The organism is Nocardia sp. NPDC004568 (assembly GCF_040609955.1).
In the GTDB taxonomy this organism is placed as follows: Bacteria; Actinomycetota; Actinomycetes; order Mycobacteriales; family Mycobacteriaceae; genus Nocardia.
The window spans coordinates 16,541-30,330 of sequence record NZ_JBEXLL010000079.1 but is presented as its reverse complement, the minus strand read 5'-3'; the positions used below and the strand labels follow the sequence as shown (position 1 = coordinate 30,330).

Genomic DNA, 13,790 nt, shown 5'->3' with positions numbered 1-13,790 from the left:
TCATGTTCCGGCTATGCCACGCCGGAGGCCGAACATCCACCGGCAACCACACTCGCCGGTCCAGCACCTCCAGGCCTGACAGCGACTCATCCCCCAGCCACAACTGACGGAAGTTCTCGGACGCTTACTAAGTCCGCGGTTCCACCGAGACCAGGTGGGTGAGCGTCTCGTCGTGCGCGAACTCCGATACCGCCCGCTCACGCATCAGATCCTGGGCCGTCAGCCGCACCTTGTGCTGCTGCATGTGCTCGGACCACGAACGCACCACGAACGCCTCCACATAGCGGTCCGTACTGCCCACATCGCGGTACACCCGCCATTCCATGGCGCCGGTGCGTTGCCGTGACCGCCCCACGAAGCTCATGGCCGCCAGGAATTCCGGCACCTTGTCCGCCGGTACGTCGTAGTCCTTGAGGACCAGCACCGGGCCGTCGTCGGGATCCGGTTCCACCACCAGTTGCGGTTCCGGCCAGTACGCGTGCGGCGTCAGGTCGAAACCGGGCGTGAACTGCCGCAGCGGCAGCCAGATCGTGCTGAGCGCGCACACGCCGAGCAGCACCGCCGCCACCAGCAGCGCGGTGACCGCGCCGTAGGCCCCGGCGACCAGACCCCACACCACCGAGCCGATCGCCTGTCCGGCCATGAACACCAGCAGGTACACCGACAGCCCCCGGGCCCGGACCCAGCCGGGCAGCAGCAACTGCATGGTCGCGTTCATGGTGGACAGGGTCAGCAGCCACGACGCGCCCGCGAAGACGAGCAGGAGCAGCACCAGCGCCTCCACCCGCAGCAGCGCGGTCCCGCAGCAGGCGATTCCGAACACCACCGCGGCGACCGCGACCTGCTGGGTGGGAGTCAGCAAGGCGCGTACCCGGGCCAGGCCCAGCGCGCCGAGGACCGCCCCCACCCCGAGCGCGCCCAGCATGAGGCCGTATCCGGAGGAACCGAGACCGAGTTGGTTGCGCGCGATCACCGGTAGCAGTGACCACAGCGCGCTGGCGGGCGCGACGAACAGGGCGGTGCGCAGCAGCACGCGTCGGATCGCGGGTGCGGACTTGATGAAGCGGGTCCCCGCCTGCAGCGCCGCCAGGGGCCGTTCACTGGGCAGATCCTTGACCACCCGCGGCCGGCGCCAGAACAGCAGCGCCGCGACGATCGCGGCGAACGATACGGCGTTGAGCGCGAACACCAGTGCCGGACCCGACAGCGCGACCAGGACTCCGGCGATCGCCGGTCCCACCGCCCGGCCGATGTTCATGTTCATACTGCCCAGCGCGGCGGCCGAGGGAATCTGATCCCGGGGCACCAGTTCGGGCTGGATGGCCTGCCAGGCGGGCCCCACCACCGCCTGGCCGCAGCCGAGCAGGAACAGCAGGGTGAGCAGAACCGAGGGGGTGGTGTGCCCAGCGGCGGTGGACACCGCCAGGGTGATCGCCAGTACCGCCATGGTCGATTGCGCGCCCAGCAGCAGGCGGCGGCGGTCCAGCAGGTCGGCCAGCACCCCGGACGGGATGGCCAGGATCATCACCGGCAGCGTCGTCGCGGTCTGGACGAAGGAGACCAGTGCGGCGGCATTGGGTCCGTCGACCAGCACCCACTGGGCCCCGACCATCTGCATCCAGGTGCCCAGATTGGATACCAGTTGCGCGATCCACAGCGCCCGATAGACCCGCGACCGCAACGGCGCCCAAGTGGAAACTGGTTTCGCTGCGGCTGTAGTCACTCGGGACAGCATAGCGTCGCGCTCTGACCGGCCCGCCGGGCGAAGGGGCCCGCGACCGGCGCCGGACCGGGCCGTACCGGCGGCGGCACGGGCCCGGCACACACCGGCACGCGGCCCGGTCCCCTGCGCGGTGCGGCGCTCCGCGGGCTCACGCGGTGAGCCGGTCGTCCTCGCTGACGAACCAGGTGGCGATCACACTCACCACCGCGGTTGCCACCAGGTATCCGCAGGCCAGCCACGGTGTCGAACCCCCCGCCGCGATCAGCGCCGTGACGATCATCGGCGTCAGGCCCGACGCGTAGATCCCGGAGAACTGGTAGACGAAGGACAATCCGGTGTATCGCACCTCGGCCGGATACAGTCCCGCGTACAAGGTGCCCTGCGCGCCGTAGAACACCGCGTGCGCCACACCGAACACCGCGATGATCGCGACCGTGAAGATCACGATGTTCCCGGTCTCGAAAAGCGCGAACACCGGATACACCAGCACACCGTAGGCGGCGATACCGGCGATGTAGACCCGGCGCGGGCCGAAGCGGTCGGCGAGCAGACCGGACACCGGGATGAGCGCCGCCATCGTCACCGCGGCGACGGTGACCGCCACCAGCACCGGCACCTGCGCGAAGCCGAGATGACCGGTCGCGAACGTGATCGCGAAAACACCCCAGGTGTTGAATGCCGCGCCCTCACCCCAGCGGGACAGCAGTCCGAGGACGGTGTTGCGCCGGGACCGGGCATTGCGGAACAGCTCGAGCACAGGCACTTTCGAAATCCGGTTGAGCCGGTCGACCTCCCGGAACGCGGGCGTCTCGTCGATCTTCAGGCGCACCACCAGACCGATCAGTACCAGCACCAGGCTGGCACCGAACGCGATCCGCCAGCCGTAGTCGAGGAACGCCGTGTCGCTCAGCGTCGTGCGCAGCACCGCGAACACCCCGGTCCCCAGGGCCAGCCCGAGTGCCAGCCCGACCTGCGGATAGCTGCCGAACAGGCCCACTTTCCGGCGCGGGCTGTGCTCGACGGCGAGCAGTACCGCACCGGCCCACTCCCCACCGAGCGCGAAACCCTGGAGCATCCGCAACAGCAGGAGCAGGATCGGAGCCACGACACCGATCGCGGCGGCGGTCGGCAGTACACCCATCAGTGCCGTGGATCCGCCCATGATCGCCATGGTCAGGGCGAGGGTGCGCTTGCGGCCGATCCGATCGCCGATATGGCCGAAAACGAGCCCGCCGATCGGCCGCATCAGGAAGCCGACGGCGAAGGTCGCGAACGACAACATGGTCCCGACGAACGCGCTGTTGGTCGGGAAGAAGAGTTTGTCGAAGACCAGACCCGCCGCGGTGGCGTAGAGGAAGAAGTCGTACCACTCGACGGTGGTGCCGATCAGGCTCGCCACCACCGCCTTTCTGGTGTCGGCGGCCCCGAGCCGCTCGTCGGGCAACGCGGCACGATCGTCCGGGCGGGCTCCGGCCGACCCTGATTCCAGTAGTGACATCGTGTTCCCTTCGCTCCCGCGTCGATCGCCGAGCGAGGATATGAGGACAACGGCCCAGGTAGGAAGCGTTGGAATCAGTGAGATTCGAGCGGGGGGCGGGTTTTCGCGCCCGGAATCGGACCGCACGCCGGGTAGCATCGCGGTCATGCCGGGACCAGCACTCCGAATCGGCGCGGCCCTGTCGCTGCTCGTGCTCGCCGCGACGGCGTGCTCGGACAGCGAGCCGGCACCGACCCCACCCGAACCCACTCCCTGGGGCCACACCTATATATCCACCGAGGTCACCGGCACACCCATCCCCGGCGGCGGCCCGCTCACCCTCACCTTCGCCGACGACCGGATCTCGGCGGAGGCCGGATGCAACACCCACAGCGGTGCGGTGGATCTGCGCGACCATGTGCTACACGTCTCCGAACTGGCGAGCACGCTGATCGGCTGTCCGGGCGACCGCGCCGGCTCCGACGCCTGGGTCGACGACCTGCTGCGTGCCGACCCCACCTGGCAGCTCGATCAGGACCGCTTGACGCTCACCGGGAAGGGCGCCACCGTGGTCCTCACCGACAAGAAGGTGCTGCACCCGGACCGCCCCCTTCGCGGCACCGAATGGGTGGTGATCTCGCTGCTCACCCCGGATGCCCGGATCAGCTCACAGACCATCGATCAGGTCCGGCCGTCGCTGACCGTCGCCGACGACGATTCGCTCACCGGCTTCGCCGGCTGCAACCGGATGACCGGCCGGGCGGTGGTGACGGGGACAGCGGCCGGAGCCGATATCGCGTTCACCGCGGCCACGACCCGGATGATGTGCGGTCCGGAGATCATGGAAGTCGAACAGGCAGTGCTGGCCGCCCTGGACGGGACCGTACAGGCCACCGTGGACGCGGACACCCTCACGCTCCACAACCCCAACGGCCACGGACTCGTCCTGCGCGCCCGATAGTGCGACATCGCCGCCGACGGAGTCCGGTGGTGCTCGTCGCGGCTCCGGCACTTTCCGTCATCCGCGGTCCGTTTCCTCCGAAGCGGTCCACAGGCTTTCGACCGGAAGACGTACCGGCGCGGACCCGGTCGGGTTCAGCAATACTTCGGCTCCGGACGGGACGGCATCCGCGAGCGCCTGCCCGTGAACCGGTGACCACAGGTCCACCTCGACATCGGTCTTCTGGAGTTCGGCCGTGACCACGACGACGCACGGGGTCCCGTCGGGCGCCGCACCCAGCATCGGCCGACCGGATCCGTCACAGCCGATCTCCACCACCGAGTCCCGGAGCATCCGGATGAGGTCCGCGCCGAGCGGCTCACCGGCCGCGACCCGGCGCAGCACGGCATCGAGGGGGTCGGTCGGTACCTCGGGTCCGCTGGGGCGGTAGCGCGGATTCGGCCGGAAGGGACCGCCCGCCGGTGGCCCCGCCACAAGTCTCCGTTCTCGAATCCCTCTGTCCGGTGGTATTTTTCCACTGTCCGGCGGTATTTTTCCACGCGGACGGAGACATCGCAGTCATCCGAACGAATGCTCTTCCGTATGACCGTGACCGAGTAGCTCGTTCGCTCCGAGCCGGTCGTCCGGACCCGCATACTCGACGGATGAACGGGCTTGCGGCGGAACTGATCTCCGGTTCCGGGCCGGGGCCCGCGGTAGCCCCGGTACGTGAACGACGAAGCCCGCCGGTGGGAAACCGGCGGGCTTCATCAGGTCATCGATCGGTCAGGGCAGCGGCCCGCCCGCCGCGATGGCGGACAGGGTGGCGAATTCGTCGCCCTTGAGCGACGCACCACCCACCAGGGCCCCGTCGATATCGGTCTGCGAGGTCAACTCGCCGACATTCTTCGCGTTCACCGAACCGCCGTACAGCACCCGGACGGTGTCGGCGACCTGTTCGCCGGCCAGCTGCGCCAGTTCGCCGCGGATCGCACCGCAGACCTCCTGCGCGTCGGCCGGGGTCGCGACCTTGCCGGTACCGATCGCCCACACGGGTTCGTAGGCGATCACCACCTTCGCGATCTCCTCCGCCGACAGGCCTTTCAGCGAGCCCCGCAACTGTTCGAGATTGTACTCGACGTGGGTGCCCGCGTCCCGCACGTTCAGGCCCTCACCGATGCAGACGATCGGCGTGATGCCGTGCTTCAGCGCCTGCTTGGCCTTCGCCAGCACCGTGGCGTCGTCCTCGTTGTGGTACTGGCGGCGCTCGGAATGCCCGACCACCGCGAACGCGCAGCCCAGCTTGGCCAGCATCGCCGCGCTGATCTCGCCGGTGTAGGCCCCCGATTCGTGTACCGACACATCCTGCGCACCGTAGGTGATTCGCAGTTTGTCGCCCTCGACCAGCGTCTGCACGCTGCGGATATCGACGAACGGCGGAATCACCGTCACATCGACCTTGTCGAAGTACTTGTCGGGCAGCGCGAACGCGATCTTCTGGACCAGGGCGATGGCCTCGAGGTGATTGAGGTTCATCTTCCAGTTGCCCGCGATCAGCGGTTTCCGGGCCATCTACGCGCCCTCCGCTTCCTCGAGCACGCTGATACCGGGCAGCGTCTTACCTTCCAGGTACTCCAGCGACGCACCGCCACCGGTCGAGATATGCGAGAAATCGCCCTCCGGGATACCGAGCGCCCGCACGGCCGCGGCGGAATCGCCGCCACCGACCACGGTGAACGCGCCCTTACCGGTGGCCGTGGCGATGGCCTCGGCGACCCCGCGGGTTCCGGCCGCGAACTTCTCGAACTCGAACACGCCCATCGGGCCGTTCCAGAACACGGTGCGCGCCTCGGTGAGCAGCGCCGCGAAACGCTGCACCGACTCCGGGCCGATGTCCAGGCCCAGCCGGCCGTCCGGGATCTCGTGCGCCGGTACGACCTTCGACTCCGCGTCGGCGGAGAAGGAATCGGCGACGACGATATCGCGCGGCAGATGGATGACGTCGGCGTAGCGATCCAGCAGACCCTTGCAGGTCTCGATCATCTCCTCCTGCAACAGCGAGGAGCCGACCGAAAGACCCTGGGCGGCAAGGAAGGTGAAGCACATACCGCCACCGATGACCAGGGTGTCGACCTTGGGGGCCAACGCCTCGATCACCGCCAGCTTGTCCGACACCTTGGACCCGCCCAGCACCACCGCGTACGGGCGGTCGGTGGATTCGGTCAGCTTGGCCAGCACATCGGCTTCCGCGGCGACGAGGGTACCCGCGTAGTGCGGCAGCAGTTTCGCCACGTCGTACACCGACGCCTGCTTGCGGTGCACCACACCGAAACCGTCGGAGACGAACGCGCCGTCGTCGCCCACCAGCTCCACCAGCGCGGCGGCCAGCTTCGCGCGCTCGGCGTCGTCCTTGCTGGTCTCCCGCGGATCGAAGCGGATGTTCTCCAGCAGCAGCACATCACCGTCGGTCAGGCCCTCGGACCGTGCCAGCGCGTCCTGACCGACCACATCACCGGCGAGCTGCACATTGCGGCCCAGTTCGGCGGCGAGCCGGGTCGCCACCGGAGCCAGCGACAGCGCCGGATCCGGGGCACCCTTCGGGCGGCCCAGATGGGCGGTGACGATCACCTTCGCGCCGGCTTCCACCAGCGCGCGGAGGGTCGGCACCGACGCCACGATCCGGCCCGGATCGGTGATCTGCCCGTTGTCCAGCGGAACATTGAGGTCGGAGCGCACCAGTACCCCGCGCCCCTCGACACCCTCGGCGAGGAGGTCTTCCAGAGTTTTGACAGTCACGCCGTTCCTCAGAGGGACTTGCCGACGAGGCCGATGAGGTCGGCGAGACGGTTGGAGTAGCCCCACTCGTTGTCGTACCAGGAGTAGACCTTCACCTGGTCGTCGATCACCTTGGTGAGCGGCGCGTCGAAGATCGACGAGTGCGGGTCGGTGACGATATCGCTGGACACGATCGGGTCGACGCTGTACTTCAGGATGCCCTTCAGCGGTCCCTCGGCGGCCGCCTCGAACGCCGCGTTGATCTCGTCCACGCTCGCCTTCTTGGCGAGGTCGGCCGTCAGGTCGGTGATCGAGCCGGTGGGGATCGGCACCCGCAGGGAGTAGCCGTCCAGCTTGCCGTTCAGGTCCGGCAGCACCAGGCCGATGGCCTTGGCCGCACCGGTGCTGGTCGGCACGATGTTCACCGCGGCGGCGCGGGCCCGGCGCAGATCCTTGTGCGGGCCGTCCTGCAGGTTCTGGTCCTGCGTGTAGGCGTGGATGGTGGTCATCAGGCCCTTGACGATGCCGAACTCGTCGTGCAGCACCTTGGCCAGCGGGCCCAGGCAGTTGGTGGTGCAGGAGGCGTTGGAGATGATGTTCTGGCTGCCGTCGTACTTGTCGTCGTTGACGCCCATCACGATGGTGATGTCCTCGCCCTTGGCCGGGGCCGAGATGATGACCTTCTTCGCGCCGGCGGCCAGGTGCCCCTTGGCCTTGGTGGCGTCGGTGAAGATACCGGTGGACTCGACCACGACGTCCACGCCCAGGTCGCCCCACGGCAGTGCCGCCGGGCCCTCCTTGATGGCCAGCGCCTTGATGCGCTGATCGCCCACCACGATGGTGTCCTCACCGTCGAGCGACACATCCTGGGGCAGCCGGCCCAGGATCGAGTCGTACTTCAGCAGCGTGGCGAGGGTCGCGTTGTCGGTGAGGTCGTTGACCGCCACGATCTCGATATCGGTGGTGCCGAGCGCCTTCTGCGCCTCCACCGCCCGGAAGAAGTTACGCCCGATACGACCGAAGCCGTTGATACCTACCCGGACAGTCACGTTATCGCTCCTCAGCTGTCAAGCGGATCGTTCCGATGCCCTGTCAACCCTAATGCCTCGCGGTCACCTCTCCGACAGGCACCTGGTGTTCGTGAGCACCGGGTATCGACGCACCCGGCCGGAGCACTCCGGCAGCTCCGCCCGCCGTCCGGGAGGATGGCGGAACTCGCGCCGCGCTTCACCGAACTGGCCGGAGATCGCGCGGTGGCGCACAGCGCGGCGGAAGCGGCCCTGGCGCCGCACCGCCCGGCCGGGCCGGTCTGGTTCCTGGGTACCGTCGGCGTCGACCCCGCACGCCGGGGGCACGGCCTGGGCCGCGCGGTGTACCTGGTGGTACCTGGTGCATGCTGCGCTGAGGCCGCCGACCACGCAGACCCGCCGCGGGCCGGACGGACGGACCGGTGCGGGCCGTCCGGCCGTGACCGCCACCCGCCTCAGGCGTCGTCGAGCAACTCCGCGGTGACCGCCGATTCCGTATCCGGCACCCCGAGCTCCTTCGCCCGCCGGTCGGCCATCGACAGCAAGCGCCGAATCCGGCCCGCCACCGCGTCCTTGGTCATGGGAGGGTCGGCGAGCTGACCGAGTTCCTCGAGGGAGGCCTGGCGGTGTTCGACGCGCAGCTTCCCCGCCGCGGCCAGATGGTCCGGCACATCCTCGCCGAGCAGTTCCAGAGCCCGTTCCACCCGGGCGGCCGCGGCCACCGCGGCGCGGGCGGAACGGCGCAGGTTGGCGTCGTCGAAGTTGGCGAGCCGGTTCGCGGTGGCGCGGACCTCGCGGCGCATCCGGCGCTCTTCCCAGGTGAGCCGGGTGTCCTGGGCGCCCATCCGGGTGAGCAGGGCACCGATGGCCTCGCCGTCGCGGACCACGACCCGGTCGGTACCGCGCACTTCGCGGGCCTTGGCGGAGATCCCGAGCCGCCGGGCGGCGCCGACCAGTGCCAGCGCGGCCTCGGGTCCGGGGCAGCTCACCTCGAGAGCCGAGGAACGGCCGGGCTCGGTGAGCGAACCGTGCGCCAGGAAGGCGCCGCGCCACGCGGCTTCCGCGTCCGCGACGCTACCGCCGACGACCTGGGCGGGTAGGCCGCGCACGGGCCGGCCGCGCACGTCGAGCAGGCCGGTCTGCCGCGCGAGGGCTTCGCCCTCCTTCGCGACCCGGACCACGTAGCGGGAGGATTTGCGCAGGCCACCGGCACTGAGCACATGCACATCCGACCCGTATCCGTAGAGTTCGAAGATCTCCCGCCGTAGCCGCCGGGCGATGGAGCCCATATCGACTTCGGCTTCGACTATCACCCGCCCGCCGACGATATGGAGGCCGCCGGCGAAACGCAGCAGGGCGGACAGTTCGGCTTTGCGCGCACTCACCTGTGTTACGGCGAGCCGGCTCAGCTCGTCTTTCACTTCGGCTGTCATCGCCACGAGACGTGCTCCTTTCCACCCAACCCGGACCGCACATCCTGACCCATGTGCCGTCCCTCGACTCGAAGCCCCGGCAACTGTGGCCGAGGCTCGTGGATCAGTTGATCCAGTGCGGCGGCGAGCTTTCCGGGGTCGTGCCGGTCGGTTCCCGCGTCGGCGACATCGGAAAAGACTACTCGCGCCCGTAATTGGCCGGCAGCCCTGGCCACATGCTCACGCTCCCGCCCTTCCGGTACGCACCCGGAGTCGACCAGAACCTCGTCGACCGCGAAATCCGGTGCGTGCTGGGACAATACATGGAGATGCCGTTCGGCGGAGAACCCCGCTGTCTCACCGGGCTGCGCGGCGAGGTTCAGAATCAGCACTTTACGCGCCCGGGTGTGGACCAGTGCGTCACGGAGCCCCGGGACGAGCAGATGCGGTATCACACTGGTGAACCAGGACCCGGGCCCCAGGATCACCGCGTCCGCGCGTTCGATGGCGGCGGTGGCCTCCGGGCAGGACGGTGGGTCGGCGGGCAGCAGCCGCACCCGCCGCACCTTGCCCGGCGTCGTGGCGACCGCGACCTGGCCGCGGATGCATCGGCTCACCCGCGGATCGGCCTCCAGCCCGGAGACATCGGCCTCGATATCCAGCGGGATATTCGACATGGGCAGCACCCGTCCGCGGATACCGAGCAGCTCACCCACCTGGTCGAGGGCGGCCACCGGGTCCCCGAGTACCTCGGTGAGCCCGGCCAGCAGCAGGTTGCCCACGGAATGCCCGGCCAGCGCACCGGTACCGCCGAATCGGTGCTGCACGGTCCGGGTGAGCACACCGTCGGCGTCGGCGGCCAGCGCGGCCAGTGCCATGCGCAGGTCGCCGGGGGGCGGCACCCCGAGTTCGGCACGCAACCGGCCGGAGGAACCGCCGTCGTCGGCGACCGTCACCACCGCGCTGATCCGGCGCGTGACACGCCGGACCGCCGTGAGTGTGGCGTACAGCCCGTGGCCACCGCCGAGCGCGACGACCGCGGGGCCGGAGGGGTCGGCGGCTCCGTTGTCCGCGCGACTCATTCGCGCCCCAGATCCCGGTGCAGTACCCGTACCGCGTCCACCGGCCCGTCCGCGCCCGCGTCGATCCGGCTGCCGGTGATCTTGCCGAGGGCCTCGGCGATCGCGACGCTGCGATGTCTCCCGCCGGTGCAGCCCACTGCGACCGTCATGTAACGCTTCCCCTCTTGGCGATAACCCTGGGTGGTCAGCTCGATCAGGTGATCACAGGTCCGCAGATAGTCGTCGGCGCCCGGACGTGACAGCACATAGTCGCTGACCACCGTTTCCTGACCGCTGTGCTGCCGAAGTTCTGGTACCCAGTGCGGGTTGGGCAGGAAACGCACATCCAGCACCATGTCCGCGTCCAGCGGGACACCGTACTTGAATCCGAAGGATTGAACGGTCAACTGCAGTGCAGCGGGCGTGCCGCCGCCGTAGACCTCCTCCAGTTTCCGGTGCAATTGGTGGATGGACAGTTCGGTGGTGTCGATGACCACATCGGCGGCCGCCTTCACCCCCGCGAGCCGGACCCGTTCCGCGGCGATACCGGCCGACAAGGTCCCCTCGGCGCTGTCGTTCTGCAGCGGATGGCGACGCCGGGCGAAACCGAACCGGCGGATCAGCACATCGTCGGAGGCCTCCAGGAACAGGATGCGGGTGGGGACCCCGCGGGCGCGCAGCTGTTCGGTCACGGCGGACAGGTCCCCGGTGAAGAACCGGCTGCGCACATCCATGACGATCGCCAGCCGCAGTATGGGCGGATCGGCCGAGGAACCCAGTTCCACCATGCGCCCGATCAGTTCCGGCGGCAGATTGTCGGTGACGTACCAGCCCAGATCCTCGAGTACCCGCGCGGCCGTGCCCCGCCCCGCACCGGACAGGCCGGTCACCATCACGACTTCGACCGGGGTGCCCGAGCCGGAACCGGTACCCGGCACCACTGTCGTACTGTTGTTCGATTCGACGCGAGTCATGTACCACCCGGATCTTGTTCGGGAATTGCGTTTCGGTCACCCAGCTGTAGGTCGTCGCCCCGGCGACTGTCGCGGGACGCAGGAACAAACGTACGTGACCGGCGCCGGTCGCCGCGCAGTTGCCGCGGCCGCCGCGCCGGACGCTATCGCTCGTGCAGGGCCGCCAGTACCGCCTCCGCGGTGGCGCGGCCGATACCGGGCACCTCGATGATCTCCTCGACGGTGGCCTCTTTGAGTCGCGCGACCGAACCGAAATGGGTCACCAGCGCGGTCCGCCGGGTCTCGCCGAGGCCGCGGACCGCGTCCAATGCCGACGCCGTCATCCGCCGCGACCGTTTGCTGCGATGGAAGGTGATGGCGAAACGGTGCGCTTCGTCGCGCACCCGTTGCAGCAGGTAGAGAGCCTCGCTGGTGCGCGGCAGCACCACCGGATCGGGCTCGCCGGGAACCCACACCTCTTCCAGCCGTTTGGCCAGGCCCACCACGGCGATATCGGTGATGCCGAACTCCTCGAGCACCTCCGCGGCGGCCGCCACCTGCGGCGCTCCGCCGTCGACGACGTAGAGATTGGGCGGATAGGCGAACTTGCGCGGCCGGCCGGTCTTCGGGTCGATACCGGGCCGGGTCACGATCTCCGCGTCGGCCTCCGCACCGGCGGGGGCGGCACCGTCGCCCGCGGGGGGCGTACCGAATTCGGGCACCTGCGCCGACCCGGCGAGATCGGCCTGCTCGGTGGCATCGCGCTCCCGGCGTAGCCGGGCGAACCGGCGCCGGGTCACCTCGGCGATACTGGCGACATCGTCGGAGCGCCCCTCACCGGCGGCCTCTCGGATCGCGTAGTGGCGGTAGTCGGATTTCTTGGGCAACCCGTCCTCGAAGACCACCAGCGAGGCCACCACATCGGTGCCCTGGACATGGCTGATGTCCACACATTCGATACGCAGCGGCGCGGTATCGAGATCGAGAACGTCCTGGATGTCCTGTAACGCCACCGAGCGGGAGGTCAGATCGCCGGCGCGGCGGAGTTTGTGCTGGGCCAGCGCCTCCTTCGCGTTCCGCGCCACCGTCTCGGCAAGGGCTTTCTTGTCGCCGCGCTGCGGTACCCGCAACCGCACCGACGCGCCGCGCAGGGTCGACAGCCAGCGCTGGACCTCCTCGGCATCGGCCGGGAGTTCGGGGACCAGCACTTCGCGCGGTACCACGGCCGCGGCCTGGTCGCCCGCGGTCTGCTCGGCCACGGCGGTCTGCTCCGCGTAGAACTGGGTGAGGAACTGTTCCACCAGTGCGGCCAGTTCACCGCCCTGCTCCGGGGTATCGGCCGCGTCACCGGATTTGTCGACCACCCAGCCACGCTGCCCGCGCACCCGGCCGTCACGGACGTGGAAGATCTGCACCGCGACCTCGAGGTCGTCCCCGGCGAAGGCGACCACATCGGCGTCGGTGCCGTCGCCCAGCACGACGGCCTGTTTCTCCAGCGCCCGGCGCAGGGCCTGCACATCGTCGCGCAGCCGGGCCGCGGTCTCGAAATCGAGGTCCTCGGCGGCCGCCTGCATCCGGCGTTCCAGGTCCTTGACCATCCGATCGGTGCGGCCCGCCAGGAAATCACAGAAATCGTCGACGATCCGCCGGTGCTCGGCGGCGGAGACGCGGCCCACACACGGGGCCGAACACTTGTCGATATAGCCGAGCAGGCAGGGACGACCCATCTGACTGTGCCGTTTGAACACCCCGGCCGAGCAGGTGCGCGCGGGAAACACACGCAGCAGCAGATCGAGGGTCTCCCGGATGGCCCAGGCGTGGGCATAGGGGCCGAAATACCGCACCCCCTTCTTCCGGGCGCCCCGATAGACGAACAGCCGCGGATACTCCTCGTTCAGTGTGACCGCGAGCACCGGATAGGACTTGTCGTCGCGGTAGCGCACGTTGAACCGCGGATCGAACTCCTTGATCCAGTTGTATTCGAGTTGCAGTGCCTCCACTTCGGTGGAGACCACGGTCCATTCCACGCTCGCGGCGGTGGTGACCATCTGGCGGGTACGCGGATGCAGGGCGGCGATATCGGCGAAGTACGAGTTGAGCCGATTGCGCAGGCTTTTCGCCTTGCCGACATAGATGACCCGGCCGTAGGAGTCCCGGAACTTGTAGACGCCGGGTTCGAGCGGAATGGAGCCGGGCTGCGGCCGGTACGTCGCGGGATCTGCCACGTATCCAGCGTAGTAGCGGGCTCGGACACATCCGGCCGCCGGTCGCCGGGACCCGCCCCGGCGCCCCGGCGGGTGTGCGGGCAGGCCCGGCTCGTGTTCGCGCGCCGCGGGCATCCGGCGCCCGGCCGGTGGGCAGGTTTCCCCCACACGGGGCGAGTTCGGCCGCCGCTGCCGCCGCGTCCCGCTAGAGTTCGAA

The 13,790-nt window shown here is 69.1% G+C and carries 11 protein-coding genes; 1 reads left to right on the top strand and 10 read right to left on the bottom strand.

Annotation, left to right across the window (positions count from 1 at the left end; translation table 11 throughout):
* Positions 1-127: 127 nt before the first annotated feature.
* Entirely contained in the window at positions 128-1,735 is a 1,608-nt protein-coding gene (locus ABZV91_RS27210; RefSeq protein WP_355247433.1) for an MFS transporter, read from the bottom strand.
* A gap of 136 nt (positions 1,736-1,871) precedes the next feature.
* Complete coding sequence (locus ABZV91_RS27205) at positions 1,872-3,221, bottom strand: MFS transporter (RefSeq protein ID WP_355247430.1); 1,350 nt, start codon at positions 3,219-3,221, stop codon at positions 1,872-1,874.
* Between the two features lie 145 nt (positions 3,222-3,366).
* Between ABZV91_RS27205 and ABZV91_RS27200 the strand changes: the two genes are divergently transcribed.
* The gene (locus tag ABZV91_RS27200) at positions 3,367-4,161 is read left to right on the top strand and encodes an META domain-containing protein (RefSeq protein ID WP_355247427.1); all 795 of its coding nucleotides are present in this window, start codon (positions 3,367-3,369) and stop codon (positions 4,159-4,161) included.
* A 57-nt stretch (positions 4,162-4,218) separates the two neighbouring features.
* Here ABZV91_RS27200 and ABZV91_RS27195 read toward each other — a convergent pair whose 3' ends face one another.
* The 8 genes from ABZV91_RS27195 to uvrC all read right to left on the bottom strand — a co-directional run bounded on the left by ABZV91_RS27195 (position 4,219) and on the right by uvrC (position 13,594).
* Positions 4,219-4,635, bottom strand: coding sequence for a type VII secretion system-associated protein (locus ABZV91_RS27195; RefSeq protein WP_355247424.1), 417 nt, complete (start codon positions 4,633-4,635; stop codon positions 4,219-4,221).
* 291 nt (positions 4,636-4,926) lie between these two features.
* Positions 4,927-5,712, bottom strand: a complete 786-nt coding sequence (tpiA, locus tag ABZV91_RS27190) for a triose-phosphate isomerase (protein WP_355247421.1) — start codon at positions 5,710-5,712, stop codon at positions 4,927-4,929.
* The gene (locus tag ABZV91_RS27185) at positions 5,713-6,936 is read right to left on the bottom strand and encodes a phosphoglycerate kinase (RefSeq protein ID WP_355247418.1); all 1,224 of its coding nucleotides are present in this window, start codon (positions 6,934-6,936) and stop codon (positions 5,713-5,715) included. It lies immediately after the preceding gene.
* Positions 6,937-6,944: 8 nt separating this feature from the next.
* Positions 6,945-7,964 carry a type I glyceraldehyde-3-phosphate dehydrogenase gene (gene gap, locus ABZV91_RS27180; protein WP_355247415.1) on the bottom strand — a complete coding sequence of 340 codons (1,020 nt, stop codon included), beginning with the start codon at positions 7,962-7,964 and terminating at the stop codon, positions 6,945-6,947.
* Positions 7,965-8,398: 434 nt separating this feature from the next.
* Positions 8,399-9,376: a DNA-binding protein WhiA gene (whiA, locus tag ABZV91_RS27175; protein WP_174372421.1), complete on the bottom strand. Its 978-nt coding sequence runs from the start codon at positions 9,374-9,376 to the stop codon at positions 8,399-8,401.
* Complete coding sequence (gene yvcK, locus ABZV91_RS27170) at positions 9,373-10,437, bottom strand: uridine diphosphate-N-acetylglucosamine-binding protein YvcK (protein ID WP_355247411.1); 1,065 nt, start codon at positions 10,435-10,437, stop codon at positions 9,373-9,375. Before yvcK ends, whiA begins: the two co-directional genes overlap by 4 nt.
* Entirely contained in the window at positions 10,434-11,390 is a 957-nt protein-coding gene (rapZ, locus tag ABZV91_RS27165) for an RNase adapter RapZ (RefSeq protein WP_355247408.1), read from the bottom strand. Before rapZ ends, yvcK begins: the two co-directional genes overlap by 4 nt.
* A 143-nt stretch (positions 11,391-11,533) precedes the next feature.
* The gene (gene uvrC, locus ABZV91_RS27160) at positions 11,534-13,594 is read right to left on the bottom strand and encodes an excinuclease ABC subunit UvrC (RefSeq protein WP_355247405.1); all 2,061 of its coding nucleotides are present in this window, start codon (positions 13,592-13,594) and stop codon (positions 11,534-11,536) included.
* Positions 13,595-13,790: the final 196 nt, after the last annotated feature.